This is a genomic window from Xanthomonas sp. NCPPB 1754 (assembly GCF_041475725.2).
In the GTDB taxonomy this organism is placed as follows: Bacteria; Pseudomonadota; Gammaproteobacteria; order Xanthomonadales; family Xanthomonadaceae; genus Xanthomonas; species Xanthomonas euvesicatoria.
On the sequence record NZ_CM192982.1, the window covers coordinates 3,428,545 to 3,454,542 of the forward strand.

A 25,998-nucleotide genomic window follows, 5' to 3' on the forward strand; every position below is an offset into this window, starting at 1 on the left:
TGTGGCATGGGTTGAGGGCGGTGCTGCACATCAGCGGTTCAACTTGCCGATCAGCATGGCGCGCAGCTGCCGCGACAGCATGGGGTCGATGGGGCCGAGCGCATGGCGCGCCGGTTCGGGCAGATGCTCGCCGGCCTGCTCGGCAGGGCCGAACACGTAGTGATCGAACAACGCGCGCCATGCCTGTTTTTCCGCTGCCGGACGGTCGCGAATCGCCCACAGCGCGTGATACAGCGCCGGCATCGCGGCAGGCAAGTGCGCTGGCGCACTGCTCCACCAGTAATTGATCAGCACGTTGAACGGCTGCAGCGATTGGACGTGGTGCCACCACATGCTGGGAATGAACAATGCATCGCCCGGCTCCAGCACCACGCTGCGCGCATGCGGCAAGGCATCGGCAAAACGCGGAAAGCGTTGCAGGTCCGGATCGGCGAAATCGACCATGCTCACCACCTGCCCGCCCGGCGTGGGATCGAGCGGACCCGGATACAGATTGGCGACCTGCTCCGGCGGAAACAGCGTAAAGCGCCGTTGCCCGACCGCGCAGCACGCCAGGTTGTCCAGCGCATCGTAGTGGCATGAGGCGATCACCCGGTTACCGATCCAGATGCTGGGCTGCACGGGGCCGCCGCTGGCAGCCACATCCAGATCGTTGTGGGCGCGCAACCCTGGCAGATTGGCGTCCACCGGCAACGAAGCCAGGTAATAGGTGGGCGGCTGCGGGTCGTCACGATGTGCCGCAATGGCATCCAGCAAGGTGCTTACGCTGCCGCGCTGCACCTGGAAGTTGAGCGCGCTGCAATCGTCGCGATAGAACGGGCGGCTGCCGATCTCCGGGCCGCCATAGGAATACTGCAGGGGGCGACCGGTATCGTGTGCGCGCAAGAGCGCCATGGCCTCATCGGCGCCGCGCAGCACGGCCTGCACCAGCGACCAGTGCCGCGCAACGCCACGCAGCACCACCGGCTCGGCGGCCTGGCAAAGTGCGGGCAGCGGCAATACCTCAGGATCGCAGTCGCTGCGCTCGGTGATGGCGGCGCCTGCAGCGACGGACAGATCGGCGGCACGTGCGGCCATAGGCTCAGGCGTACGCGGCAACGGGGGCGCTGTGCGACTGCTGCAGGCGGCGCTGCTTCTCGGCCATCAGCCGGCGCACGTTGTGCAGCGATGCCAGCATCAGGAAGGCACCTTCCAGATAGCCGGCCTGATGCAACTGCTGCAGCGCTTGCGCATCCAGGGCGGCCAGCCGCTCGCGGTCGATCGCGAACAAGCCCTGCAACTGCGTGGCATGGCTGGCATCCAGCGCAACGTCCAGCCGCACCGGCTGGATCAGGCCGAGCGCGTCGAAGGCGGCCGCCATCGCCTGTCCCGCGTCCACGCCATCGCGGATGCCGCGCAACACGCCGATGATGTGTTCCAGATACGGGCTGTGGCCGCCTTGCGGCAGGAACACCGCCTCGCCCTCGCTGCGGCTGATACGCGGATGCTCCAGGTCGACATGGATCACCGGCTCCTGCACCAGCGCCCCATCGACGTGTTGCTCCTGGAAGCCGATCAGGAACGGCCCCTTGGCAACGATGCCCGGCAGATAGCTGGCATTCCAGCGCCCGTCCTGCAGGAACAGGTTTTCATCCTGTGCGAAGCCCAGCAGCGCCACCGGCTGGTAACCACCCCCGGCCGGATCCTTGCGGAAGAACAGCGGGTACTCGCGCTGCAGCTCGGCATATTCGGTGACGAAGGCCGGCACCACGCCGACCGCGTCGCCGAATTGCGCACCAAAGCGCAGGATCACGCGCAGGTCGTGATGCGCCACGTTGTTGAGCACTGCGTATCGCGTCATCTGAAACTCCAGCAGCCGTCCATCGCGGAGCGCTGCAGTCATGAGGGAATTCGGGCGCACGCATTCCCCGCGTGCTTATCGATGCTGAGCATTGCCAAAAATGCGTGCGCCGGCAAGCCGCAGGGCAGCAACGCGCTGCATGGCGCCGAAGACCGGCGCGTGGCGCATGCGTGCGCATTGCACGGCCGTTCGCCCACACACCGACCGAGCGAGCACCGCGGCAATACGCGGCTGCAGACCGCACGCGCGCAACGGCGCAATAACCGGTTGCGGCCGCCATCACACGATGGCGGCCGCAGGATTGACAGCTAACAACGCGTGATGGATCAGAACGCGTACCGCACGCCCAGCGTGTAACGCGGTTGCTGGTCGATCAGGCGGATGATCTGCTTCTCCGAGCGGCCGTGCCAACGGACGTCTTCACCGGTCAGGTTGATCGCCTCGAAGCCCACCGACAGCTGCTTGTTGAAGGCGTAGCTGACGCTGAGGTCGAACTGCTGATACGGCTCGACGTAGTACGGGTTGCGGTTGGCATTGTCCTGGTTGGCAGCGATCAGGTATTCGTCACGCCAGTTCCAGGCCAGGCGTGCGCTCCAGCCATACTTTTCGTACATCAGCATGACGTTGGCGGTGTCGCTCAGACCGAGCAAGGCAAACTGATCGCGATCGATCACGGTGTTATCGAACGCCACATCCCCTTCCACGATGGTGTAGTTGGCGTAGATGCCGAAACCGGTGCTGCCGAAGAAGTACTGGCCGCCGAGTTCCCAGCCGTGGATGTTGGCCTTGTTCTGGTTGATCGGCCGCGACACATCGAACTGATACAGCGGGTCGGAGGCATTGCCGGCGATATCGTAGGCATTCTCCAACGCAAGGCTTTGCGCCGAACTGCCGTTGTAGGCGCTCAGCCCGCCGGTGGCAGCAGCATTGCGCAGCAGTGCCATGGCCGCAAACAGCGAGGTGTCGTTGGCCGAACACGCGCCCGCGACATCGTTGCCGGCCGCGCCCACCTGTGCGGCGCAGGCACCGCTTTGCAGGAACGCCAGCGCGGCCTGGGCATCCGGCCCCGAAGTGGGGTCGGTCAGTCCGTACAGCGATTCACGCGTGACGGTATTACCGATGAAATTGCTCACGCGCTTGTTCCAGAACGTCGCCGACACATAGCTGGCGTCGGCGAAATACCACTCCAATGCCAGATCGAGGTTGTCCGATTCCAACGGATCGAGCGTGGGCGTCTGCGAGTCGCCGCCGGCGCGGTTGGACGGGTTGATCAGGATCGAGCCGTTGGGCGTGTTGGGCGTGGGTCCGGCGATGAGATTGTTGTACGGTGCGCGCGCGATGGTCTGGCCGAACGAGGCACGGCCTTTCAGCGAATCGGTGAAATCGATGCTGAAGTCCATGTTGGGGAGGACGTAGTTGTAGCTGGTCTTCTCGCTGAAAGGCTGCTGGTCGGTAGACCGGATCAACTGGAAGTCGTTGTTGGACAGCCACAGCAGCGCGGTGGGCGTGGCCACCTGCGAGGTGGACTCCACGTCGGTGCGCTCGTAGCGCAGACCCAGCCGCGTATTGGTGGTCATCCCGGCGATGGCACCGGCAATTTCCAACTGCACGTAGGCCGCACGGGTCTTTTCTTCCACCCGGTTGTCTGCGGTGTATTGCGGGTTGTAGCGCGTGGTTGCGCCGTACTGGCTTCCGCCCCACAGCGCCAGCTGATCGGCATCGCCACGCCATGCACTGGACGCCGCGCCGCTGGGATTGAAGTCCTTGAACATGCCGGTGATGCTCACCGGTTGCAGCAATGCGACCATGCCCGGCTCGTTGCCTGCATTGGCCACGCCCCAATCGCCCAGCGGCGAGTTGGTCTCGCTGACCCGGCGTTGCATGGTGGTGTTGGTCGAACTCACGCCAAACTGGAAGCGCCCGTCGTCGAAGTCGAACTTGCCGTCCAGGCGTCCTTCCTTGGTTTCGGTCACCTGCTTCTGATAGAAAATGCGCAGCACCTGCGAGCCGAGCTCGGCGGGCGTGAATGCGGGATTGACCACGCCATTGGTGTTTGCCAGCGAATCGGCCGCAGTGGGATACCAGGTGCGTGCGCCGATCGGCAAGGAATTGTTGAACCACAATTCCTGCCCCCATTGGCCGCCGCAGTACGGCCCATTGGTGCAGTTGTTGGTGCCGGCGAAACTGAAGTAGGTCGCGCTGCCGCCGGTGGTCGGGTCGTTGGGCAAGCTTTGCGTCTTGGAGTTATGCGCATCGAAGCTCAACTGGAAGCGGTCGCTCACTTGCCAGTCGGCATTGAAGCCCAGCGAGCCGAGCGTGTACTTCTGCTCGTTGCGCTGTTGTTCCATGCCGAAGTCCTTCGCGCCATTGGGCACATCGCGCAGATAGACCGGCGTGGCCACGGCCTGGCCGGTATCGAAGGTCAGATCGGTAAAGCTGTTGGCGCGCTGCAGCCAGATGCCCTGCTCGCCGCGCTCTTCGCGAATTTCGTTGGCCGAGTAGGTGTAATCCAGGGTCAGGGTCAGGCTGTCGGTCGGTGCGAACTGCATCACCGCCTGGCCGTTCATGCGTTCGCGCTGGAAATCGGCGAATGCGTAGCGCAGATCGTTGGGCATGCCATACAACTGGCCGATCGCCGGGGCATTGGTCACCACCGCGTCCGGGCGCAGTGCCGGGTCGGTACCGGTCCAACGCTGGATGTTCCAGGTGTTTTCGGTGGCTTGGACCGAACCGCCATGGCGCTTCTGGTAGCTGGCGCTCAGGCCGATACCGAAGGTCTTGTCCGGGTTGGTATAGCTGAAGATGCCCGACACTTCCGGGGTGAGCGAATCGCCGAAGGGCTCGGAGCGGTCGGACACCATCTTGGCACCGGCGTTGGCCACCACGCCATCGTGATTGAACGGCTTGTCGGTCTGGATATTGATCGTCGCACCGATACCGCCGCTGGGCGCCGTTGCGCGGCTGGTCTTGAACACCTCGATGCCGGTAATGGCTTCGGAGGCGAGCTGGGCGAAGTTGAACGCGCGCGTGCCGACATCCACGCCGCCGATCGGCGTCTGGCCGGGCGCACCGAACGCATCGGCACCGGGGATCAGGCGGCCGTTGAAGGTGACGGTGTTGAACTGCGGGCCGAAGCCGCGTGCGGTGACCTGCGCGCCCTCGCCATCACGGCGCTCGATGGAAATGCCGGTGATGCGCTGGAGCGATTCGGCCAGGTTGGTGTCCGGAAACTTGCCGATGTCTTCGGCGCTGATCGCATCCACCACGCCGGCGGCATCGCGCTTGATGCCCATCGATTGGTTGAGACTGTTGCGGATACCGGTCACGTTGACGGCATCCAGGGTGGTGGCGGAATCACTGCTGGATTGCGGCGCCGGTGCAGGCGGCGGAGCGACATCCTGCGCAAAAGCGGGATTGATGACCAACAGGCCACCAACGAAGGTGAACATGGCCTTCGACTTGAAGCTGTTCAACGTACGACGCATCGATGTGTCCTCGGGAGTGGAGTCCAACCGCCAACGGCCGGTATCGCGGCATGCGATACGGCGGAATCGCGGCCACTGCCCGACAGGCCGTGGCCAACGCTGCTGCAACTGCTGGAGCCACCAATCCAACGCCATGCATTTGTCGTGCGGGCGCAGCCGGCGCCTGGATCGGACATGTCCTGATGGCATCTCCATCCTTGCACCGCGCCACACGCACCACGCAACAACCGCTTGACGTTGTCTCAGTTGCCCTCGATCTGTCCCCTAGCACGCAGGCTGCCGATCGCCCCTTCGACCGTCGACCTGCGATGTGCGTGCACGTCTACCCGCCGCAGCAAAGGCGTTGCCACGCCATTGTTGTGTTTGTTGCAGGTTCTTTGCACGACGTGTCAGCCAGTGATAGCGCTAACATGCCGCGCAGCCTAGTCAGGGCATAAAGGGCTTGTCACCGTGCGTTGCAGCATAGTGATGGCTGTGCACTGTTACAGCCGATACCGCAGTCGCTTGAGCCCGCATGCGGTTTTCAATACTGGCGGGGCTGTAAGCGTTATCACGGCATTACGCAAAAACCGTCGGGTCGAACGGTGAAATTTGCACAATGAACGTGTCGCAATGGAGTCGAATACGGCGATTGCGCAAATCTGGGTTTACGAGCAGTGCCGCGCGTCTGGATTGCGCATGTCGAAGTCGGCGCTGCACAGGACGCGGCAACGCACTGCATGCGCCTGCCGATTGCACGTCGCCTGTGTGTCAGTGCAGCGACACGCATTGCGCGCGAAGGAGACGGTGCACGCTTCGCAATCGATTGCGCCGCGTCCGGGCAGACAACGAGCGCACTAATTTGTCGTCGGGCGAACCCATCCTCATCGCACAGGAGCCACGTCGTCTGCTGCCGATCGATGCCGGGCAACTGCTGCGCTCGCCCGGTGATCAACGCAGGCGCTTGTTTCCGTTTTCGTCGGCGGTTGCCGCACGCAGCCACCGACGCGACCGCGCTGCGGCCACGTCGGCACCCACGCCTCGCGCAATGCTCAGCCGCTCACGTCCGCGCGCGCGTCGCTGCGGTCGGCATCTGGCAGCACATGGTCCGGGTCCAAGGTGACGTGCAGCACTCTCTGGGTGGTCGGCACGGTGACTGTGGGGGTAGTGGTCTGCAGCCATGTTTCCACCGGAATGCGTCGGTCCAGGTGGCTGCCATCGGCCAGGTCCGCACGCAGGGTCGCCGGCATCACCAACTTCTGCCGGCTGCGCAATGTGACTTGCACTCCCTTGGCCGGGTCGTGGTCGACGTAATGCGCGTCGGCGATGCCCATGTCCAGCTGCCAATTGTTGAGATACCAGCCGCGCCACCACCAGGACAGGTCCTCACCGCTTTCGCTTTCCATCAGCCGGAAGAAGTCCGAGGGCGTGGGATGCTTGTAAGCCCAGGTGGCGATGTATTTGCGAAATGCAGGATCGAAACGCGCCGGTCCCAGGATCTGCTCGCGCAACAGCACCAGGCCGAGAGCACCCTTGAAGTAGGTCAGCGGATGGCGATAGGTCTCGCTGGTGGAATCTGCGTTGTCCATCAACGTCGGCGCGTGGGTGTCGGCCAGTAACGGCAGGATTTCGTCGACCGGGTTGCCACCTTTGGGCGCATATTCCGAATCGCGCTTGGGCGCGTATTCGCCCTTATTGAACGCATCCGATGCATACACGTCGATGAAGGTATTGAAACCTTCATCCATGAACGCATGCCGGCGCTCGTTGGAGCCGACGATCATCGGGAACCAGGTGTGGCCGATTTCGTGTGCGGTGATCCAGAACAGGTCCTTGCCGCCGTCTTCGAAACCATCGAAGACGATGCCCGGATATTCCATGCCGGCCCCATAGCCGCCCAGGTTGATCGCTGCCGGCCACGGATACGGATACCACTGCGAAAAATGCTCGATGGCGCCTTTGACGTATTCGGTAGAGCGGTTCCACTTGTCTGCGCCCACGCCTTCCACCGGGTACACCGACATCGCAAGCGCGTGCTTGCCGCCCGGCAAATTGATGCGCGCCGCATCCCAGACGAACGCCGGCGATGCGGCAAATGCGACGTCGCGGGTGTGATCCATGTGGAAGCGCCAGGTTTGCGTGCCCTTGCCCGCCGGTTTGGCCGTACCTGCGGTTACCTCGGCAGGCGTGCGGATCAGCACGGTGCGGTCGCTGCTGCGGGCGTGTTCCAGGCGTTGCTGTTCGGTGCGGCTGAGTACGTCCTGCGGATTGGTCAGCGCGCCGGAGCCGGCGACCAGAAAGCCCACCGGCACGGTCACGGCATAGTCGAAATTGCCGTACTCCAGGTAGAACTCCGATCCCAGATACGGTTGCGTGTCCCAGCCACGCAGATCGTCGTACACCGCCATGCGCGGATACCACTGCGCAATCTCGTAGATCTCGCCTTGCTTGCTGGCACTGACCGCCGTGCGCCCGCCCCAGGTGCCGGGAATCGTGTAGCGGTAACGGATGTGCACGGTGAGCGCCTTGCCCTGCCCGGCCAGCGGTTGCGGCAGATCCACCCGCATGCGGGTGTCGTCGACGATGAAGCGCGCCGGCTGGCGGCGCCCGCCTTGATCGATCTCGACGCTGGCGATCTGCATGCCATCGGTGAACTCCTTGCGCTTGAGCGGCCGGCTGGCGGCAGCGCGCGCATCGGCGCGGTAGATGTTCTGGTCCAGTTGCAGCCACAGCACGTCCAGCGTGTCGGGGCTGTGGTTGGTGTAGGTGATGGCGGCCTCGCCGCTGAGGGAATGCGTTGCCGGGTCGATGCTCGCGTTGAGGTCGTAATCGGCGCGGTTCTGCCAGAACGCCGGGCCAGGTACGCCGCTGCCGCTGCGGTAGCTATTCGGAGCGTCGGGCAATTGCAGGGGCGCGAACAGGGCCAGCGGATCGAACACGCTTGCCGGCGCAGGCGTGGCAGCGAGAGCGGCGCGGGCTGGCGCGGCAGCGGCAAGCGCCGGCGCAGCGACGCAGGCCAGCGACAATGCAACGGTGAGTGATCGGCGCACGGTGGGGGTCATGCGAAATCCTGCGGCGGAGGGAATTCCCATCCTACGGCGCAGTTTGCCGCGCGCGGGAATGCCATTGGTCCCGGTTGCGGCTGCCTGAGGTTTGGGAGGTAGCCGCCGATGGCTGCTCTGGTGGAGGCCCAGGCACGCGCCGCACGCGCAGAGCGCACGCGCGACGCCGGCCCTCCCCGCTCGGCCCGGTGCGCCGCGCCGGCTGGCCAGGCTGACTTACTCCGCCATCAGGCCACCCAATCGCAACGCCCCCTCACCACGGTGGCCCATGGCATCGTCCGGATTGCTCAGGCGGCAGCGGCGCAGCGACAGGCAGCCGCAGCCGATGCAGTCGGTGAGCTGGTCGCGCAAGGCCTGCAGTTCATTGATGCGCGCGTCCAGCTGGCTCCGCCAACGCGCCGACATGCGCGCCCACTCCGCACGCGTGGGCGTGCGTTGGTCCGGCAGTACCGAGAAGGCATCGTGCACCTGCTGCAACGGCACACCGAGCCGCTGGGCCACGCGGATCACCGCAATCCGCCGCAGCACATCGCGCGCATAACGACGCTGGTTGCCGGCGGTGCGCAGGCTGCTGATCAAGCCTTTGCGCTCGTAGAAGTGCAGCGCCGACACCGCAACACCGCTGCGCTTGGCGACCTCGCCCACGGACAACTCACGTTGCATTGCCTTGACCTCAACTTAGGTTGAGGCAGGATGCTGCGCGGCCTTCACCGGTGCAAGTACCGGTGAAGGCTCGATACACGTTTCCTTCCTGGATGTTCGATGCCTACCGAAAGACCGATCACTGCCGCAGTGCAGTCCATCCAAACGCAGCCCACCTCCATCCTGGCCGCGCCTTACCGCGCGGCGACGCTGGGCATGGTGGCGCTAGTGTCGCTCAACGCGTTCGAGTCGCTGGCGGTTGCCGCCGCCATGCCAACGGTGGCGCGCGAGTTGAACGGGCTGCCGCTGTATGCGTTGGCGTTCGGCGGCGCGCTGGCCACCAGCGTGATCGGGATGACGGCGGCCGGACGCTGGAGCGACCGTGCCGGTCCTGGCGGTGCATTGGCTGCCGGCCTGTTGTGCTTTGTGGTCGGCCTGCTGGTCGCCGGCCTGGCACCGAGCATGCCGCTGCTGATCGCCGGGCGATTGCTGCAGGGGCTGGGTGCCGGCGCGTATTCGGTGGCGCTGTACGTCGTCGTCGGGCGGCTGTACCCGGAGGTCTTGCGCCCACGCGTGTTTGCCGCGTTTTCGGCCGGGTGGGTGGTGCCCTCGTTGATCGGGCCGGGCATCAGCGGATTGATCGTGCAGCACCTGGGCTGGCGCTGGGTATTTTTGTCGGTGCCGCTGTTGGCGATTCCGGCTGGATTACTGCTGTGGCCGGCGCTGCGCGGACAGGCCTGGACACGCGACGGGTCCGAGGCGCCAACCGCCTCGATGGGGTGGGCTATCGGAGCGGCAATGGGCGTGCTTGGCGTGTATCTGGGCGGACAACTGCACGGCATGCTGGCGCCGGGCGCAATGCTGCCGGCCGTGTTGCTCACCGCGTATTGCGCCTGGCGCCTGCTGCCGGCTGGCACGTTGCGGCTTGCGCGCGGCTTGCCGAGCGTGATCGCGCTGCGTGGCATTGCGGCGGCCGCCTTCTTCGGCTTTGAAGCCTTTTTGCCGCTGCTGCTGTCGCGCGAACGCGGACTTTCGCCGCTGCTGGCCGGCGTGGCACTGAGCGTGGGTGCGTTGGGCTGGTTTGGTGGTTCGTGGTACCAGGGCCACAGCCGCGCCGGTTGGTCGCGCCCTCGCCTGCTCAAGAGCGGCGCGCTGTTGATGACGCTGGGCATTGCGATCAGCGCGGGTGCGGTGTGGCCGCCGATTCCTGTGCCGTTGGCAATTGCCGGCTGGGCGCTGACCGGCCTGGGCATGGGCCTGCTGTATCCCAGCCTGTCGGTGGTGATGCTGTCGCTGTCGCCACCGGCCCAGCAAGGCGCCAACAGCTCTGCCTTGCAACTGAGCGAAGCCATCGCGGTGGCGGCCATGCTGGCGCTGGCGGGCGCAGTGTTCGCCGCGCTGCTGACATCGGCCACGCGCGCCGCCTACCTGAGCGTGTTCGCATTGGCGTGGTTGCTGGCGGTGGCGAGCTTTTTTGTGGCGCGGCGGGTGTAATGGCGTCCGCGGCGACTACGCGGCATCGACGTGACGCCATACCACATTGCCGAGGCAACGTGGCCGGTCGATGGCAGCACGCGAATGAGCCCCAAGGCTTGGCGGGTCGCAACGACCGACGTGATCTCCAGGTTCACCACATGGAGAGGGTCGCTCGATGCCGGCCCGAGACCACAGCGTTACCAGCGCCGACCACTTTGCCGATCCTGCCGGGATCGCATGGACCCACACACGAAAAAAGTCCCCCTCGAACCACTGGTCATTTTTTCGCCACCCATCTTGACAGCGTTGCAGGCCGGGGCCTGCACGTACTTGTCCACAGCCTTGTGCAACTTCCATCCACAGGGGATGTGGAAAAGATGCGTCGCCTTGCATGCGCCTGAGGCCTTGCGCGGCGCTGGCGCATCTGTCATGCGCGACCGGCGGAGCCAACGCGGTGGCGTTGTCGCCGCCGCCCCCCCCTGGGCATGCCTCCCCACACCCGTCTGCAGGTGTGCCGCAAAGGACGGCCTGCTCCAATTAGCGACACCGCCACTTCGCACTGGCGATGCACCCGCCGATACACATCAATCGGTGATGACGTGCGGCACGAAGCGCGAGGTGTCGCGGGTGATCGGGCCAGCGTCGTCGCGCATGCCCAATCCGGCAGGACGATCCGCCACAACCCAGCTGCCCACCAACGCATGGCGCCCGTCGAACACCGGCAGCGGGTGATGCGCCTGCAGAATCGCCGGGCCGTCCACGTACGGGCCATCGGTGTGCGCGGCCTCGCCTTGCGCCGTCACCAGCGCGATGTTGGCGCCCTCGCGCGACAGCAGCGGCTTGCGCACCCAGCCTGCGGTTGGTGCCTCACCGGCCTGCGCAAAGCGGGCAGGCAGCAGATTCGGATGACCCTGATGGCGGTCCCACAGCAGCGGCAGGATGCCCTTGTTGCTCAACACCGATTTCCATGCCGGCTCGATCAGGCGCACCCGGTCGGCGATCAATGCCGGCCCGAAGCGTTCTTCCATCATGAATTCCAGCGGATACAGCTTGAACAGCGTGTGGATCACCCGGTCCTGTTCGTCGGTGAACCAGCCCTCGGCACTCAGGCCGATGTCTTCGATGGCCACTTCCTCGGTGCTGATGCCCACCTGGTGCGCACAGTCGCGCAGGTAACGCACGGTGGCGCGATCCTCCAGCGAATCGCGCACCGCCGCAAAATGCATCTGCGCGCCGATCGCGCCATCCACGGCCAGCGCGCCTAGGGTTTCGCACAGCAGGTCCTGGATCAGGTTGTACTGATCGGTTCCCTTGGGCAGCGCACCGCTGGCGATCTGCTGTTCCAGCCACAGCCACTGGAAGTAGGCCGATTCGTAAAGCGATGTTGGCGTGTCGTAATTGAGTTCGTACAGCTTGGCCGGGCCATCGCCCGAATACGCCAGGTCCATGCGGCCATACAGATGCGGGTCGCGCCCTTTCCAGGAGTTGGCGATCCAGTCCCAGTAGAACGGCGGGATGGCCAGCTGGGTCATCAGCGCTTCCGAGCCCACCACCTCGTCCACCAGCTGCATCGCCATGTCGTGCAACTCTTGCGTGGGCGCTTCGATGTCATCTTCGATCTGACGCAGCGAAAACGCGTAGTAGGCGCTTTCGTCCCAATACGGTTCGCCGTCGATGGTGTGGAAGTGAAAGCCCAGCGATTCGGCCTGCGTGCGCCAGTCCGCGCGTTCGGGGATCAGGATGCGTTGCATGTCAGCCGCCGAAGCCCGAGCTGCGCCCGCCGCTGCCGAACGAACTGCGCGCCGCCGCGCTGGAACCGAAGCCCGAACGCGACACGGTGATGGCGCGCGTGGGCATGTCGATGGCGCCGCTGCGCCCACGCACCGTGCCAATGCGGTTGCTGGCCAGATCGCCGTTGGGCTTGTAGTAACCGCCGCTACGGTAATCGCGGTACAGCGGAATCGAGCCGCCATAGCGGTAACCGCCGCCGCTCATGTTGCCCAGCGCATAACCCAGCAAAAAACCGCCCATCGGCGGGATCCAGCTCTGCTGCCCCTGCGGATTGGTGATCGCCGTGCAGCTGCCGAACTGTTCATCGCACTCGTAGCGCGTGGTGAAGCGCGGCGCGGCCTGCTGATGCTTGGCCACCGCCTCGTCGTAGGCCTTGAGGCATTGCTGGATATCGGACTGTTCCTGCTTGATCTGGTAACAGTCCGACGCCGATTGCAGCACCACACCGGTCTCCGGCTCCGAGCCGCAGCCGGTGACGAAGGCGGCCGGCAGCGCAGCCATCAGGGTGAGTTTGAGATTGCGTGATCGCTTCATGCCCGCGCTCCGTTACGGCGTGATCGCGGCGGCATTGATCAGCCCCACCGCGATCGACACGCCGGCCGAAAAGATACCGGCGGCGGTGATGTTGTCGGTGATCTGCCGCGAGATGCGCCCAGCCACCAGATTGGCCAGCAGGTAGGCCACCACCTGGATGCCGCAGGCCACCAGGCCCCAGATCAGGGCGTCGATCAGGCTCACCGAGTGGGTGATGGCCGAATGCAGCGGCAGCGCCACGCCGATCAGGTTGCCGGCCAGCGCGGTGGCCGCTGCCACATTGCCCTGCCGCAGCAAGGTGAAATCCTTATGCGGGGTGACCAGGGTCACCAGCACCACCGAGACGATCAGCACACCCAGGCCGGTACCGAAATAGGAAAGAAACGCGAGAAAACTCTGCAGATTGATCGGATTCATGACAGGACCAAGGTGGGTGGAAGACGCGCGGGCGCGCTCAGGTGATATCCAGATCGGCAACGGTGACATCGATACCGACCGCATAGGTGACGCAGAATTCGTTGGGGCCGGAATCTTCGCCGGTCACCAGCAGGAATTCTTCGCGCTGCAGCTCCGGCACATCGCGGCTGTAGAGCATGGCGTAATGGGTCAGATCGCCATCGCGGCGCGGCGGCTGGTAGCGGTACAGCACTTCGTCGTAGGCGATCGGCGGAATCCGTGACGCGTCATCGGTGGATTGCGTTGCGCGCTGCCACTGTCTGCCGGCGTACTCGATCTGCGCCGCGCCCAGGTGCGGGTGCTGCATCACGAACTCCTGAAACGCCTGCTTGCTGGGCGGGTTCACCGTTTCGCAATACACGAAGGCCTTCATCGCTTCCAGATCGCCCCCCACGGTGGTGACCTGCAGGAATGCATCGTCGTCCAGGTAGAAGCGATGCAGCGCATAGCCATCGCCCAGATTGACGTGACCGTAGCAGGGAATGCCCTGGTGCCCGCCCGGCAACTCGGCGGTCATGGCCTCCGGCGCCATGCGGTACAGGGTGGTGTCGATCTCCACCTGACCACCGACACGCAGCCCCAGGGGCAGCGCGTGACCGATCGCGCCACTTCCGGAAGTGGGCAGCGGCGGCGGTTGCGGTTGACCGAACAACTTGCTGAAAAAACTCATCGTCAGACACCTTGTGGCGATGGGGGAAGGGAAGCTGCCTCGCTGCGCATGGCCTGCCAGGCGATGGCGTGCGCCGGCACCCGCTGCTCGGCCAGGTAATACAGCATGGCACCGGCGGCGGCGACGGCGGTGCGTGCTGGCGGGTTCAAGCGCAACGCGCCGTCGGGCGCGCGCAGGCCCAGCAGCAACGCGCCACGCTGAACGAAATCGGCCGCAAGCCGGCTGTAATCCAGCGGTTGCACATTCGCAGGCACAACAAGACTGAACTGGGTGGGACCATCGTCCACCGACAGCAGCTCGGCGGTGAGCGCCGCACTGCCCGGATCCTGCGCCGCACGTGCCAGGATCTCGGCGGTCATCGGCCGCGTGCACTCGATGGCCGGGTAATGGCAGTTGACCAATCGCGCCGCGCTGGCCGAATCGAAGTGCGCCACGACATGCGCGGCCGGCGCATGCGCCATCAACGCGAACACCGCCGCCAGGGTCTGGTCGTCGGAGGGCGGGTTGACGATCACCCGCGCCGCGCCGGCAATGCCGGCACGCAGGTACACCTCGGTGTGCGTGTACGACTCGGCGGCGATGAAGCGCATGTGGTCGGGCATCGGGTTTTCCGCCACGCCCTCGGCGATCAGCACCACGCCTTCGTCATCGGTGGCGGTGTCGGACAGCAGCAATTCCAGCAGACGCGTGGAGGCCGCGCCCTGCCAGCCGATCAGAATGGTGTGTCCGCGCAGGTCTGCATAGGCCATCTTGCCCATGTGGTGGCGCCTCCAGAAAGTGATGAGCACGCCGCTGGTCTTGGCCAGCACCGTGGCGAACAACGCCACCGCGCCCGGCATCAACACGAACGCGGCGATATAGCGCCCGGCCACCGAACCCGGCGACAGGTCTCCGTAGCCGATGGTGGTGGCAGTGGTCATGTAGTAGTACGGAAATGCGTCCAGGCCGACGAGCTTGTGCTCGCCGGCCCACAGCAGCAGCAACCAGCTCAGCCCCATGTGCGCCAGCAGTGCCAGCGCCACCATGCCCCAGCTGACGCGGCGCACGTGGCGCCGCAAGACCCGCAACAGCCGTCCAACGATGATCATGGCGCATCCTGTGCCGTGCGATGGATCAGCTGTCGCTGCGCGGAACCTGCTGCACGTCGCGCACCTGGCCAATCAGCGGCGCGCTGCCGCCGGCGTTCTCGTGACCCAGCTGCGCGGCCGGCTTCTTGAAGCGTGCCAGCACCGCAGCGGCGTTGGATTCGCCTTCCATCAGGCCGGCCGCAGCCAGGCGCCGATTGAGATCCCCATCGCCGGTGGACGCTTCGAGTTCTTCGGCCGATTCGATGCGCGCCGAGGTTTCGGCCTGGCGCGCCTTGATGCGCTCCAGCGATTCCAGCGCCGAGCCCATCTTGCTGCTGGCGCCGGAGTGGCGCGCGGCAATGGCGGCCTGCGCCTTCTGCACCGCGTCGGTGGCCTTGACCGTATCGATCTGCTGGCGCATGCCGCGCAGCTGGTTCTCGGTCTTCTGGATGGTGGCCTTGAGCGTCACCACCGACTGGTCCAGCGCGGCCTTGGAGGCCTTGTCGCCGGCATCCTCGCTTTCCAGGGCGGCCAGCTTGACCGCCACATCGTGTGCCAGCGCTTCATCGTTCTTGGCCAGCGCGCCTTCGATGTAGCGCGTGTATTCGGCCATCTTGCCGGCGCGTGCGTCGATCTTCTGCTGGGCCAGCTTGCTCTGCGCCATCAGCTTGGTGAGCTCTTCGCGCGAGCGCGTGAGCTGGGCGCCGGCATCGCGCATTTCCTGATCCAGGATGCGCAGCGCATTGGCGTCGACGGCCTTCTGGCCGGTTTCGTGTGCGGTACCACGCAGCAGCGTGATCAGCTTGGAAAAGATACTCATGACAACACGCCTTTAGGAAAAGAACGGCTTGAGAGATTCGGCGGCATCCAACGTATTGGCCGCCAGGGTCTGGATTTCTTCGTCGATCTGGTCGAGCGTTGAGGAGGCCGACAGTTCGCCAAACACCACGTAACGGTCCTTGCCGTCGACCTGGACCAGGCCCAGGTTGGACAAGGGGTTGAGCGGATTCAGGCGCAGGCAGGCGTCGTTGAAGGCGGCGCGGTCGTTGACGTGCTCGGCATGGGCCAGCAGCGTGGACACAAAAACCTGCGAGCCGGAAGCGGCAACCTGGATCTGCATGTCGCCGTGGTCGGCCAGGGTGAGATTGATGGCCGGCTCCAGGCCGTCGATCAGTTCGACCTGGATTGGCTGGCCACGGTAGCGCTCGGCCAGCAGGCCGTGCAATTCGACGGTGGTGTACTGCGTCATACGATGTCCTGTCCTTTGGTCATGCCGTGGTGGTGATGCAGCGAATGTCCTGCAGCGACCGGACATACTACAGACTGCCCGTGACCGGCAGAAAGGGCCGGAAGTCAGCTGGTCAGGCGCGCGGCAGGCGAGCAAACCGCCCGTTCAGCTGGCTTGTCGCCCCCTGCCGGGCGGCTGCCTCACGGATACAGCATCCGCTTGCTCCAATGGCTGGCCGCGTCGGCCTCGTAGCGCCAGCGCTCGTGCAGGCGGAACTTGGCGCCGTACCAAAACTCGAACGCCTGCGGCACCACCCGGAACCCGCCCCAACCATCCGGGCGCGGCACCTCGCGCCCTTCGAACGTCGCTTCGACCTTGGCAATGGCCGCATCGAACTCTTCGCGCGAACCCAGCGTCTGCGACTGCCGCGAGGCCCACGCGCCGATCTGGCTCATGCGCGGGCGCGAGGCGAAGTACGCATCGGATTCGTCCGCGCTCACCAGCTGCACGCCGCCTTCGATGCGCACCTGGATGCCGGCTTCGCGCAGGCTGCGCCATAGGAACAGCAGCGCCGCCTGCGGGTGGGTCTGCAGGTCGCGGCCCTTTGCGCTGTCCAGATGGGTGTAGAACACGAACCCGCGCGCGTCGAAGGCCTTGAGCAACACGGTGCGCGCGCTCGGCCGGCCATCCACGTTGGCGGTGGCCACGGTCATCGCGCTGGCTTCGGGTTCGGCGCTGTTCTGCGCCTCGGCATACAGCGCGGCGAAGGTGGCAAGAGCTTCTGCGTACAGATCGGTCATGACGGTGCGTGGCAGCCAGATGGACGCCTATTGTGGGCGCATCGCCCGCGCTTCGCCTATGCACCGCGATCCAATCGCCGAAACGACGCGGGTTGGCGTGGTTGGAGACGGCAATTGCGCCGTGCCATCGGCCCGGCCCGATGGCGTGAATGCTACGATCCCTGCGCATGAACCCCGCACCCAATCTCGTGATGGTCGGCCCGATGGGCGCCGGAAAAAGCTGCATCGGCCGTCGCCTGGCCGAGCGCTTCGGGCTGGAATTCGTCGATGTGGACCAGGCCATCGTCGACCAGGTGGGCAGCAGCATCCCGGCCATCTTCGAGCAGCATGGCGAAGCCAGGTTTCGGCAGTACGAGGCCCAGACCCTGCAGGCGCTGCTGGAACAGGACAACAAACTGATTTCCACCGGCGGCGGCGCCGTGCTGGATCCGCGCAACCGCGAGCGCATCTGCGCGCGTGGCTTCGTGGTGTACCTGCATGTCAGCGTGCCGGCGCAACTGACGCGGCTGGCGCGCGATCGCAATCGCCCGCTGCTGCAACGTGCCGACCGCGAGCAGGTGCTGCATGCGATGGCCGCGCACCGCACGCCGCTCTACCGCCAGGTCGCCGATCTCAGCCTGGAAACCGATCATCTTTCCCCCGCCGAGGCCACCGCGCAGCTGGTGCTGCGCCTGGCTGCGCAATGGCGCATGTCGAGTAACCCCGCATGACACTTCCCCGTTCCTCGCGCAGCGTCGATGTCGACGGTGTGCAGCCTTACACCATCACCATCGCCCCGGGCCTGCTGGCCGACGGCGCGCGCCTGGCCGGCCACGTGCGTGGCCGCCACGCGCTGCTGCTCAGCGACTCGCAGGTGGCTCCGCATTACGCGGCCGGCGTACGCACCGCCTTGTTGAACGCGCGGCCGGACCTGCAGGTCGGCGAGTTGGTCATTGCCGCCGGCGAAGCCTCCAAAACCTTGGAGACCTTTGGCTCTGCAATCACCGCGCTGGCCGAACTCGGCGCCACCCGCGACGCCTGCGTGTTCGCACTGGGCGGCGGCGTGGTCGGCGACCTGGCCGGCTTTGCGGCAGCGTGCTGGATGCGCGGCGTGGACTGCGTGCAGCTGCCCACCAGCCTGCTGGCGATGGTGGATTCATCGGTCGGCGGCAAGACCGCAGTGGACATCCCGCAGGGCAAGAACCTGGTCGGCGCCTTCCATCCGCCGCGTGCGGTGATCGCCGACACCGACACCTTGCGCACGCTACCGCCGCGCGAACTGCGCGCCGGCCTGGCCGAGGTGATCAAGTACGGCGCCATCCGCGACCCGCTGTTCTTCCAGTGGCTGCACGCCGAGCGCCGCGCCCTGCTCGATGGCGATGCAGCGGCGCTGGCGCAGGCCATCGCCCGCAGCTGCGAACACAAGGCCGAGATCGTGGCGCGCGACCCGCTGGAAAAAGGCGAGCGCGCCCTGCTCAACCTGGGCCACACCTTTGGTCACGCCATCGAAACCGAGCAAGGCTACGGCGCGCCCGGCAACGACAACCTCAACCATGGCGAGGCCGTCGCAGTGGGCATGGTGCTGGCGGCGCGCCTGTCGGCCGCGCTGGGCATGAGCGATGCCCAGGACACCGAGGCCTTGCGCACGCTGCTGCACGACTTCGATCTGCCCACCGAGATCCCGCCCGGCCTGACCCCTCAGGCCTTGCTCGCACGCATGCGCCTGGACAAGAAAAACATCGCCGGCCGCCTGCGCCTGGTATTGTGGCGCGGCATCGGCAAGGCCGAGATCGTGCCGGATGTGGAAGAGGCAGCGGTGCTGGAGATCCTGGCGGGATAAGGCCAGCCGGCCGAAGGCACGGAACGCTGGACGCCCGCACCCAGCTGCCGTCGATCGCCACGACGCTCACTCTTTGTAGGAGCGTCCCCGGCGCGATGGGGCCTTCCCGACAATCCCTATCGCGCCCAGGTGCGCTCCTACGCACTGCCTGCCGCCGTCTGCACGGCGGTCGGAACCTCGCGCAGGAGCGCACCGGCAAGCGTGGACGCCCAACGACGCTCCCGGCGCAACCAGAACACCCGGACGCGCCACTGCTCTCAGCCTTCAGCAGCGCCCGGCTACAATCGGCCGCATGCGCATCCTTCTACAACACGATCCCGGCGGTAACGCGCCGCTCCGCTACGTCCAGCTGACCCTGCAACCGGATCTGTTCGGTGGCTGGGAACTGCTGCGCGAAACCGGCGAGATCGGCGGACGCACGCAACTGCGACGCGACCAGTACCTGCAACAGGATGAAGCGGACCGCGCCTTCGACAAGGCGCGCGACACCCAACTCAAACGCGGTTTCCAACTCATCACCGGCGGCGCCGACGACGCGCCGCGCTGAGGACATACTTTCCCATGCTCAAGAACGATCGCCTGCTGCGCGCGCTCAACCGTCAGCCCGTGGACCGCACCCCTGTGTGGTTGATGCGCCAGGCCGGCCGCTATTTGCCGGAGTACCGCGCCACCCGCGCGCGTGCCGGCAGTTTCCTGGGCATGGCCAAGAATCCGGACATCGCCTGCGAAGTGACCCTGCAGCCGCTGCAGCGTTTCCCGCTGGATGCGGCAATCCTGTTCTCCGACATCCTCACCATCCCCGATGCGATGGGCCTGGAGCTGTACTTTGTCGAAGGCGAAGGCCCCAAGTTCCGCCACCCGGTGCGCGATGCCGCCGCAATCCACCGCCTGGGCGTGCCGGACATGGAAACCGAGCTGCGCTACGTGATGGATGCGGTGCGGGTGATCCGCCGCGAACTGGATGATTCGGTGCCCTTGATCGGTTTCTCCGGCAGCCCGTGGACGCTGGCCTGCTACATGATCGAAGGCGGCGGCAGCAAGGAATACGCACGCATCAAGGCCATGGCCTTCAACGCGCCGGAGCTGCTGCATCACCTGCTCGGCACCGTCACCGACGCGGTGATCGCCTACCTGGCCGCCCAGCGCGCGGCAGGCGCGCAGGCGCTGCAGGTATTCGACACCTGGGGCGGCGTGCTCTCGCCGGCGATGTACCGCGAATTCTCGCTGCCCTACCTGACCCGCATCGCGCGTGAACTGGAGCGCGGCACCGGGGCCGAGCGCACCCCGCTGGTGCTGTTCGGCAAGGGCAACGGCGCCTACGTGGCGGATCTGGCCGCCAGCGGCGCCGAAGCCGTGGGCGTGGACTGGACCATCTCGCTGGCTGACGCCGCTCAACGGGCGGGCGGCCGCGTTGCCCTGCAGGGCAATCTCGACCCGGCCACGCTGTACGGCTCGCCCGACGCGATCCGTAGCGAAGTCGCCAAGACCCTGGACAGCTACGCCCAAGGCAATGGCGGCTCACGCGAAGGGCACGTCTTCAACCTCGGCCATGGCATGTCGCCGGATATGAATCCCGAGCACGTGGGTGTGCTGGTGGACGCGGTGCAGAGCCTGAGCAAGCGCTAAGCCGCCGCGGCGAGCGGACCGGGTCGCACGGACCCGGCCCGTGCCAGTGCCAGTTCCCGCGTGCATGTAGGCACTGCCGAGCCAGCTATTTCGCAACTGAACCGACCCACTGGCTCTGCGCGTTCACTCCGCCGCCAGATATATCGGTGCCGGACGCGTTGTGTCATGAAACGCGTCGCGCGATTCACTCCTGCACCCAAACCGCCAATGCGATGACGCGATCTGCCTGAACGTGCAGCGGGGGGCCTTACGCGTGCACGCGGCGCAGGCTGCCAACGCAGGCATTCCCGGGCGTCGCACACAGCGTTCCGTGCCGTGCACAGCAGGGAGACGATAATGCAGCGTTCCCCCGGCCAAGCCCCCATGTCTCAGCCCGTCCCCACCTTGCGCGCCTACGCCACCATCAAGCCGCTGCTGTGGCTGGTGTCGCTGGCCATCTTCATGCAGATGCTGGATGCGACCATCGTCAACACGGCGTTGCCGTCGATGGCGCGCAGCCTGCGCGAAAGCCCGCTGCAGATGCAGTCGGTGGTCTTCAGTTATGCGCTGGCAGTGGCGATGTTCATCCCTGCCTCGGGCTGGATCGCGGACCGCTTCGGTACGCGGCGCACCTTCCTCGCCGCGATCATCGTGTTCACCTTGGGCTCGCTGCTGTGCGCGGCAGCCCAGCACCTGCCGCAGTTGGTGGCCGCACGCGTGGTGCAAGGCATCGGCGGCGCGATGCTGCTGCCGGTCGGGCGGCTGGCGGTGCTCAAGACGGTGGCACGCGCAGACTTCCTGCGCGCGATGAGCTTTATCGCCATTCCCGCCCTGATCGGCCCGCTGATCGGCCCCACCCTGGGCGGCTGGCTGGTCGAAGTCGCCTCGTGGCACTGGGTGTTCCTGATCAACCTGCCGATCGGGGTGCTCGGGTTTATTGCCGCGCTGAAGATCATGCCCGACCACTATGGCGATGCACGCAGGCGCTTCGATCTGGTCGGCTACCTGATGCTGGCGTTCGGCATGGTGGCCTTGTCGCTGGCGCTGGATGGCATCTCGGAACTCGGCCTGCGTCATGCGTTCGTGATGTTGCTGGCCATCGGCGGACTGGCTGCACTGGCCGGCTACTGGCTGCATGCGGGCAACACCGCCAACGCGCTGTTTCCGCTGGCGCTGTTCAAGGTGGCGAGCTACCGCATCGGCATTTTGGGCAACTTGTTCGCGCGCGTGGGCAGCGGCTCGATGCCATTCTTGATCCCGTTGCTGTTGCAGGTGGGCCTGGGCATGAGCCCGATGAATGCCGGGCTGATGATGGTGCCGGTGGCACTGGCCGGTATGGCCGCCAAACGCGCGGCGGTCAAGCTGGTGGGGCGCTTCGGCTACCGGCGCGTGCTGATGCTCAACACCGTGTTGGTCGGCGTGGCCATGGCCAGCTTTGCGCTCATCGATATCGGCCAGCCGCTGTGGCTGCGCCTGGTGCAACTGGCCTGCTTTGGCGCGGTGAATTCACTGCAGTTTACGGTCATGAACACCGTGACCCTGCGCGATCTGGACCGCGACCAGGCCAGCCCCGGCAACAGTCTGCTGTCGATGGTGATGATGTTGGCCACCGGTTTCGGCGCTGCGGCAGCGGGCAGCCTGTTGGCGGCATTCAATACCCATCTGGGCGATACGCATGGCGCTACCGCCGCCTTGCATGCCACCTTCCTGTGTGTGGGCGGCATCACCTTGTCGTCGACGTTGATCTTCTGGCAGCTGGCCGAGACGCGCCCCCACCCCAAGGAAGTGGAAGCGGTTGCCGAGTAGGTGCTGCGCTGGGGCACTGTCACTTCCGCCGCGGCTACGCCCCATCGCGCGCGCGGGCATGCCGCAACGCCTCGGCGATGGTATTGGCCAACATCTCGCCGGTGAGCGGCTTGCGCAGGAAACGGTCGAAGCCCGCTTCCTGCGCGTTCGGTTCGGCGGCTTCATCGGAGCGTGCGGTCACCGCGATCAACGGCATCTCGTAGCCGAAGACGCGCAACTGCCGCGCCAACGCAAAACCATCCAGCCCGGGCAGGTCCAGATCCAGCAATGCCAGATCGAACGTGTTGTCGGCCGCTTCGGTCAACGCCGCCAGCCCGTGCGGCGCATGCACCACCGAGTGCCCCTGCGCGCGCAGCAGGCCGATGATGACCTCGGCGATGGTCGGGTCGTCTTCCACCAGCAGGATGCGCTGCGGCTCGACGGGGCTGGCGGCATGTGCCACCTCGCCGTCCAGCGTTGCATCCGACGCCACCCAGCGCAGCGGCAGATCCACCACAAAGCGCGTCCCGGCGCCGAGCCGGCTGATCACCTCGATATGCCCACCCATCGCCATCGCCAGCTCCTGACAGATGGCCAGGCCCAGGCCACTGCCGCCATAACGTGAGGTGGTCTTGGCACCGTCGCCCTGCTCGAAGCGCTGGAACAAGCGCGCCTTCTGTTCGGCATTGATGCCCGGGCCCGTGTCGGCCACTTCGAAGCGCAGGCCTTGATAGGAACCGAGCGTGGTCAGCTTCAGCGCGACCACGCCGCGCTCGGTGAATTTGATCGCGTTATTGAGCAGGTTGAGCAGGATCTGCCGGATACGGGTGGAATCACCGCTGGCGGTGATGTCGCCCAGCAGCCCGATCTCCAGGCTGAAACGCAACCCGCGCTCTTGCGCCAATGGCGCCATCAGCGCTTCGACTTCGGCCACGAGCTGACGCACCGAAAATGGCTGGAAATCCAGTTCAAGCCGGCCCGATTCGATGCGCGCCAGATCCAGCGCATCGTTGACCAGCCGCAACAGATGCGCACCCGCACGACGGATCGACTCGGTGTAGCTGCGCTGCGTGGCGTCCTGCGTGGTCTTGAGCAGCAATTCGCTCATGCCCAACACACCCGTCATCGGCGTGCGCACTTCATGGCCCAGCGTCGCCAGAAACCGGGTCTTGGCCAAGGACGCCTGTTCGGCCAGCTCCTGTTTGTGCACGGCCAGCTGCCAGGCATTCAGGCGCCGCAGCCGACGGCGATACAACAAGATGGCCGCGGCGATCACGCACACGCTCAGCACCGCCAACAGGCCCAGACCCCACGGCGATAGCCACCACGGCGGCAATACCTGGAAACGGACGATCTGGCTGGCCGACCAGATGCCATCTGCCGTGCGCCCCTGCACTTCCAGCGTGTAATGCCCGGAAGGCAGGCGCGAAAACAGGCGTTCGCCGGTGGAGCCCACGTCGACCCAGTCCGGATCGTAGCCACTGAGGCGGAAGCGGTAACTGGTGGATTCGGGATTGGTGAACGTGGGCATCCGCGCCACGATATGCAGGTCGCGATCGCCGTCCTGCACCTGCAGCGGCGCCTTGCCGGTGACATCCAGTTCGCGCTCGCCGCGTCGCAGGCTGACACGTTCGATCAACAGCTGCGGTCGGCGCAGATTCGGACGCATCGTGGCCGGATCGAACACCACGATGCCATCGGATGTGCCGCCCAGGATCTGCCCCGTGCTTGCCTGCACCAGCGTGGCCACCTGCATGGGCGAACTGGGAAGTCCGTCGTGCACGTCGTACACACGCACCAGCTTGCTGCCGGGGTCGACCCGGATCAGCCCACGATGACTGGAGACCCAGGCCACGCCACCGGCATCGATCACCAGGCCGGTCGGCGAGACCATCGGAAATTCCTGGTCCTTTCCCACCGTATCCAGATGCGTGAGCTGCTTGCCGTCCCAGAGATAGCGCCGCAATTGTCCGGCCAATCCGATCCAGACGATGCCACCATCTCCCTGGCGAAACACATAGGTTGGCAGGAACGGCGCGCCGCGTACCGGAACGAACTGGTCGGCAAGCGGATCCCATCGCCACAGCCCGGCATTGTTGCTCAGCCAGATCTGCCCATCCGGCCCGATCCGCATATCCAGGACCGTCAGCGCCTTCAGCCCGTGGCTTCCGTAGTCGAGCGTCCTGAGCAGCTGGCCCTCGCTGCTCCACAGCTGCACCCCGTGCGTCAGCAGCGCCACCCAGATGCGCCCCTGTGCATCTTCGGCCATCCTGCCAGGCCTGCCGACATCTTCGAGATCGGCTGCGGAATCCTGGTGCCCGAGCAGTGGCCAACGCCTGGCCTCGCCCGTCTTCGGGTTGTACCGAACCAGCCGTTCCTGCACGCCGATCCAGACCATTCCCTGCCTGCTTTCGATGACCGTATCGGGAATGCGTTCCGGATCGACCGGGGCCAGGCGTGGCTCCACGCGGCCGGTGACGGGATCGAAATGCTCAAGCGTTCCACGCGTGCCGACCAGCCAGATGCCGCCGGTGACCGAAGGCGCTGTGGCAACAACCGAGGGATTGGCGAGCGAGTGCGGATCATCTGCGCGATGCGAAAACAACGCGAAGGTGTCCCAGCGCGGAGGCAGGTGCCACAACCCGCCCTCCAGGCTGGCGAACCACAGACCTCCTTCGCGGTCCTGGTAGGCGGTGATCCAGTTCCGGTTGACCAGACCGTGCGCTGAAAAACTGTAGACCGGCACGCGTTCGACGCCACCGTCGCTGGAACTCATGCCCAGGCCGGTGGCGGTATCCAGCCAGTAGCGCCCGAGCCGGTCACGCAGCAGAACGCCCCTGACCTGCGCGGTGTCCTCACCGCTTTGCCAGCGGCGGGCCATGGGCCGCCCGACCGTGTTGAACTGGACGGGGTTGCCGTCGAAATCGGCAACCCAGAGCACCTTACCGTCGGGCTCCTTGTACATTCGGTTGACCGACTGGGACGGGCCCGGAAGCGGCACGCGCTCCAGGCGCCGACCATCCCAGTGCACAAGCCCGCCCCAGGTGCCGATCCACAGGCCGCCGTCGGGCGCGACTTCCAAACCAACGATATTGTCGGACGGCAAGCTAGCGGCATCGCCCGCCTTGGCAGAAAAGTGCTGCATGCGACCGTCGGGGCGATAACGATAGAGGCCCTGCTTGGCGGTGCCGATCCAGATATCCCCGTCCGGCGTTTGTGCCAACGACCACAGGGTGGCGTCGCGCAGTTCGGGGAATTGCGGATCTTCCAGTCGTTTGAACGTGCGCGTGTTCGCTTCCAGATAGCCGACGCCGCCGTCCTCGAAGCCCATCCACACCCGATCGTTGGCGTCGACACAGATGGTCCAGACCACGTTGCTGGTCAGGCCATCTTCCATCCGCCAGATCCGGTAGTTGCGGCCATCGAATCTGGCCAGGCCGTCATCGCTGGCAAGCCACAGATATCCCTGTCTGTCCTCGGCCAACTGATTGATCGTGTCCGACGGCAGCCCGTCGGCGATCGTCAGCTGGATGGGCACCGGTGTTGCAGGCGTCCGCGCCTGCACCGGAAGCACTGCCAGACACAGGCATACCCAGAGCACAGCGAGCAGCCGATGGGGCAAGCAGGATAGAAAGCGCACCGGATCAACTTCACGACAAGTCGGCGCATAGTGCGGGCCACGCGCGGTGCGGGCAAGCGCGCTCTGCGCGTTGTGCGCACGCGCTCAGGCTGCAAGGCGCACGCGCGGCAGCGTCATTG

20 protein-coding genes are annotated in these 25,998 nt (G+C 65.7%); 6 read left to right on the top strand and 14 right to left on the bottom strand.

Features of this window, described 5'->3' with window-relative positions; translation table 11 throughout:
• Nucleotides 1-30: 30 nt before the first annotated feature.
• The 5 genes from ACCQ15_RS15030 to soxR all read right to left on the bottom strand — a co-directional run bounded on the left by ACCQ15_RS15030 (nt 31) and on the right by soxR (nt 9,029).
• Nucleotides 31-1,077, bottom strand: a complete 1,047-nt coding sequence (locus ACCQ15_RS15030; protein ID WP_372380732.1) for a cupin-like domain-containing protein — start codon at nt 1,075-1,077, stop codon at nt 31-33.
• A 4-nt stretch (nt 1,078-1,081) separates the two neighbouring features.
• Entirely contained in the window at nt 1,082-1,840 is a 759-nt protein-coding gene (locus ACCQ15_RS15035) for a SapC family protein (protein WP_014090714.1), read from the bottom strand.
• A gap of 326 nt (nt 1,841-2,166) precedes the next feature.
• Nucleotides 2,167-5,325, bottom strand: coding sequence for a TonB-dependent receptor (locus ACCQ15_RS15040; protein ID WP_372168007.1), 3,159 nt, complete (start codon nt 5,323-5,325; stop codon nt 2,167-2,169).
• Between the two features lie 1,031 nt (nt 5,326-6,356).
• Nucleotides 6,357-8,366: a M1 family metallopeptidase gene (locus ACCQ15_RS15045; RefSeq protein ID WP_338340016.1), complete on the bottom strand. Its 2,010-nt coding sequence runs from the start codon at nt 8,364-8,366 to the stop codon at nt 6,357-6,359.
• 216 nt (nt 8,367-8,582) lie between these two features.
• The gene (soxR, locus tag ACCQ15_RS15050; protein WP_057680693.1) at nt 8,583-9,029 is read right to left on the bottom strand and encodes a redox-sensitive transcriptional activator SoxR; all 447 of its coding nucleotides are present in this window, start codon (nt 9,027-9,029) and stop codon (nt 8,583-8,585) included.
• A gap of 99 nt (nt 9,030-9,128) precedes the next feature.
• Between soxR and ACCQ15_RS15055 the strand changes: the two genes are divergently transcribed.
• Nucleotides 9,129-10,502, top strand: coding sequence for an MFS transporter (locus ACCQ15_RS15055; RefSeq protein WP_218504431.1), 1,374 nt, complete (start codon nt 9,129-9,131; stop codon nt 10,500-10,502).
• Between the two features lie 566 nt (nt 10,503-11,068).
• On the opposite strand, the gene ACCQ15_RS15060 is transcribed toward ACCQ15_RS15055, so the two are convergent.
• From ACCQ15_RS15060 to pdxH, 8 genes are all read right to left on the bottom strand, one after another.
• Nucleotides 11,069-12,235 carry a glutathionylspermidine synthase family protein gene (locus ACCQ15_RS15060; RefSeq protein WP_011348178.1) on the bottom strand — a complete coding sequence of 389 codons (1,167 nt, stop codon included), beginning with the start codon at nt 12,233-12,235 and terminating at the stop codon, nt 11,069-11,071.
• 1 nt (nt 12,236) lies between these two features.
• Nucleotides 12,237-12,809, bottom strand: coding sequence for a DUF1190 domain-containing protein (locus tag ACCQ15_RS15065; RefSeq protein WP_008573065.1), 573 nt, complete (start codon nt 12,807-12,809; stop codon nt 12,237-12,239).
• Between the two features lie 12 nt (nt 12,810-12,821).
• The gene (locus tag ACCQ15_RS15070; protein WP_003489536.1) at nt 12,822-13,226 is read right to left on the bottom strand and encodes a DUF350 domain-containing protein; all 405 of its coding nucleotides are present in this window, start codon (nt 13,224-13,226) and stop codon (nt 12,822-12,824) included.
• Between the two features lie 37 nt (nt 13,227-13,263).
• Nucleotides 13,264-13,941, bottom strand: coding sequence for a YjfK family protein (locus ACCQ15_RS15075; RefSeq protein WP_171309888.1), 678 nt, complete (start codon nt 13,939-13,941; stop codon nt 13,264-13,266).
• Nucleotides 13,938-15,023 (bottom strand): potassium channel family protein, encoded by a 1,086-nt coding sequence (locus tag ACCQ15_RS15080; RefSeq protein ID WP_372380733.1) that lies wholly within the window; start codon nt 15,021-15,023, stop codon nt 13,938-13,940. Before ACCQ15_RS15080 ends, ACCQ15_RS15075 begins: the two co-directional genes overlap by 4 nt.
• Before the next feature lie 25 nt (nt 15,024-15,048).
• On the bottom strand, nt 15,049-15,822 hold the full coding sequence (locus ACCQ15_RS15085) for a PspA/IM30 family protein (protein ID WP_122272491.1): 774 nt from the start codon (nt 15,820-15,822) through the stop codon (nt 15,049-15,051).
• A 12-nt stretch (nt 15,823-15,834) separates the two neighbouring features.
• Nucleotides 15,835-16,251: a YjfI family protein gene (locus tag ACCQ15_RS15090; protein WP_007965635.1), complete on the bottom strand. Its 417-nt coding sequence runs from the start codon at nt 16,249-16,251 to the stop codon at nt 15,835-15,837.
• 179 nt (nt 16,252-16,430) lie between these two features.
• Nucleotides 16,431-17,030 carry a pyridoxamine 5'-phosphate oxidase gene (gene pdxH / locus ACCQ15_RS15095; protein WP_008571714.1) on the bottom strand — a complete coding sequence of 200 codons (600 nt, stop codon included), beginning with the start codon at nt 17,028-17,030 and terminating at the stop codon, nt 16,431-16,433.
• Nucleotides 17,031-17,197: 167 nt separating this feature from the next.
• Between pdxH and ACCQ15_RS15100 the strand changes: the two genes are divergently transcribed.
• From ACCQ15_RS15100 to mdtD, 5 genes are all read left to right on the top strand, one after another.
• The gene (locus ACCQ15_RS15100) at nt 17,198-17,740 is read left to right on the top strand and encodes a shikimate kinase (RefSeq protein WP_014090723.1); all 543 of its coding nucleotides are present in this window, start codon (nt 17,198-17,200) and stop codon (nt 17,738-17,740) included.
• Nucleotides 17,737-18,849, top strand: a complete 1,113-nt coding sequence (gene aroB / locus ACCQ15_RS15105) for a 3-dehydroquinate synthase (protein WP_014090724.1) — start codon at nt 17,737-17,739, stop codon at nt 18,847-18,849. Before ACCQ15_RS15100 ends, aroB begins: the two co-directional genes overlap by 4 nt.
• Before the next feature lie 292 nt (nt 18,850-19,141).
• The gene (locus tag ACCQ15_RS15110) at nt 19,142-19,396 is read left to right on the top strand and encodes a WGR domain-containing protein (protein ID WP_005928169.1); all 255 of its coding nucleotides are present in this window, start codon (nt 19,142-19,144) and stop codon (nt 19,394-19,396) included.
• Nucleotides 19,397-19,410: 14 nt separating this feature from the next.
• On the top strand, nt 19,411-20,475 hold the full coding sequence (hemE, locus tag ACCQ15_RS15115; protein WP_218196220.1) for a uroporphyrinogen decarboxylase: 1,065 nt from the start codon (nt 19,411-19,413) through the stop codon (nt 20,473-20,475).
• Between the two features lie 363 nt (nt 20,476-20,838).
• The gene (gene mdtD, locus ACCQ15_RS15120; protein WP_014090726.1) at nt 20,839-22,260 is read left to right on the top strand and encodes a multidrug transporter subunit MdtD; all 1,422 of its coding nucleotides are present in this window, start codon (nt 20,839-20,841) and stop codon (nt 22,258-22,260) included.
• A gap of 34 nt (nt 22,261-22,294) precedes the next feature.
• Here the strand turns inward: mdtD and ACCQ15_RS15125 are convergent, their stop codons facing one another.
• Entirely contained in the window at nt 22,295-25,840 is a 3,546-nt protein-coding gene (locus ACCQ15_RS15125; protein WP_218560265.1) for a hybrid sensor histidine kinase/response regulator, read from the bottom strand.
• Nucleotides 25,841-25,998: the final 158 nt, after the last annotated feature.

Excerpts from the sequence above, each read along its gene's own strand:
- ACCQ15_RS15030 (WP_372380732.1), bottom strand. The coding sequence starts at position 1,077 with ATGGCCGCACGTGCCGCCGATCTGTCCGTCGCTGCAGGCGCCGCCATC.
- ACCQ15_RS15035 (WP_014090714.1), bottom strand. The coding sequence starts at position 1,840 with ATGACGCGATACGCAGTGCTCAACAACGTGGCGCATCACGACCTGCGC.
- ACCQ15_RS15040 (WP_372168007.1), bottom strand. The coding sequence starts at position 5,325 with ATGCGTCGTACGTTGAACAGCTTCAAGTCGAAGGCCATGTTCACCTTC.
- ACCQ15_RS15045 (WP_338340016.1), bottom strand. The coding sequence starts at position 8,366 with ATGACCCCCACCGTGCGCCGATCACTCACCGTTGCATTGTCGCTGGCC.
- soxR (WP_057680693.1), bottom strand. The coding sequence starts at position 9,029 with ATGCAACGTGAGTTGTCCGTGGGCGAGGTCGCCAAGCGCAGCGGTGTT.
- ACCQ15_RS15055 (WP_218504431.1), top strand. The coding sequence starts at position 9,129 with ATGCCTACCGAAAGACCGATCACTGCCGCAGTGCAGTCCATCCAAACG.
- ACCQ15_RS15060 (WP_011348178.1), bottom strand. The coding sequence starts at position 12,235 with ATGCAACGCATCCTGATCCCCGAACGCGCGGACTGGCGCACGCAGGCC.
- ACCQ15_RS15065 (WP_008573065.1), bottom strand. The coding sequence starts at position 12,809 with ATGAAGCGATCACGCAATCTCAAACTCACCCTGATGGCTGCGCTGCCG.
- ACCQ15_RS15070 (WP_003489536.1), bottom strand. The coding sequence starts at position 13,226 with ATGAATCCGATCAATCTGCAGAGTTTTCTCGCGTTTCTTTCCTATTTC.
- ACCQ15_RS15080 (WP_372380733.1), bottom strand. The coding sequence starts at position 15,023 with ATGATCATCGTTGGACGGCTGTTGCGGGTCTTGCGGCGCCACGTGCGC.
- ACCQ15_RS15085 (WP_122272491.1), bottom strand. The coding sequence starts at position 15,822 with ATGAGTATCTTTTCCAAGCTGATCACGCTGCTGCGTGGTACCGCACAC.
- ACCQ15_RS15090 (WP_007965635.1), bottom strand. The coding sequence starts at position 16,251 with ATGACGCAGTACACCACCGTCGAATTGCACGGCCTGCTGGCCGAGCGC.
- pdxH (WP_008571714.1), bottom strand. The coding sequence starts at position 17,030 with ATGACCGATCTGTACGCAGAAGCTCTTGCCACCTTCGCCGCGCTGTAT.
- ACCQ15_RS15100 (WP_014090723.1), top strand. The coding sequence starts at position 17,198 with ATGAACCCCGCACCCAATCTCGTGATGGTCGGCCCGATGGGCGCCGGA.
- aroB (WP_014090724.1), top strand. The coding sequence starts at position 17,737 with ATGACACTTCCCCGTTCCTCGCGCAGCGTCGATGTCGACGGTGTGCAG.
- ACCQ15_RS15110 (WP_005928169.1), top strand. The coding sequence starts at position 19,142 with ATGCGCATCCTTCTACAACACGATCCCGGCGGTAACGCGCCGCTCCGC.
- hemE (WP_218196220.1), top strand. The coding sequence starts at position 19,411 with ATGCTCAAGAACGATCGCCTGCTGCGCGCGCTCAACCGTCAGCCCGTG.
- mdtD (WP_014090726.1), top strand. The coding sequence starts at position 20,839 with ATGTCTCAGCCCGTCCCCACCTTGCGCGCCTACGCCACCATCAAGCCG.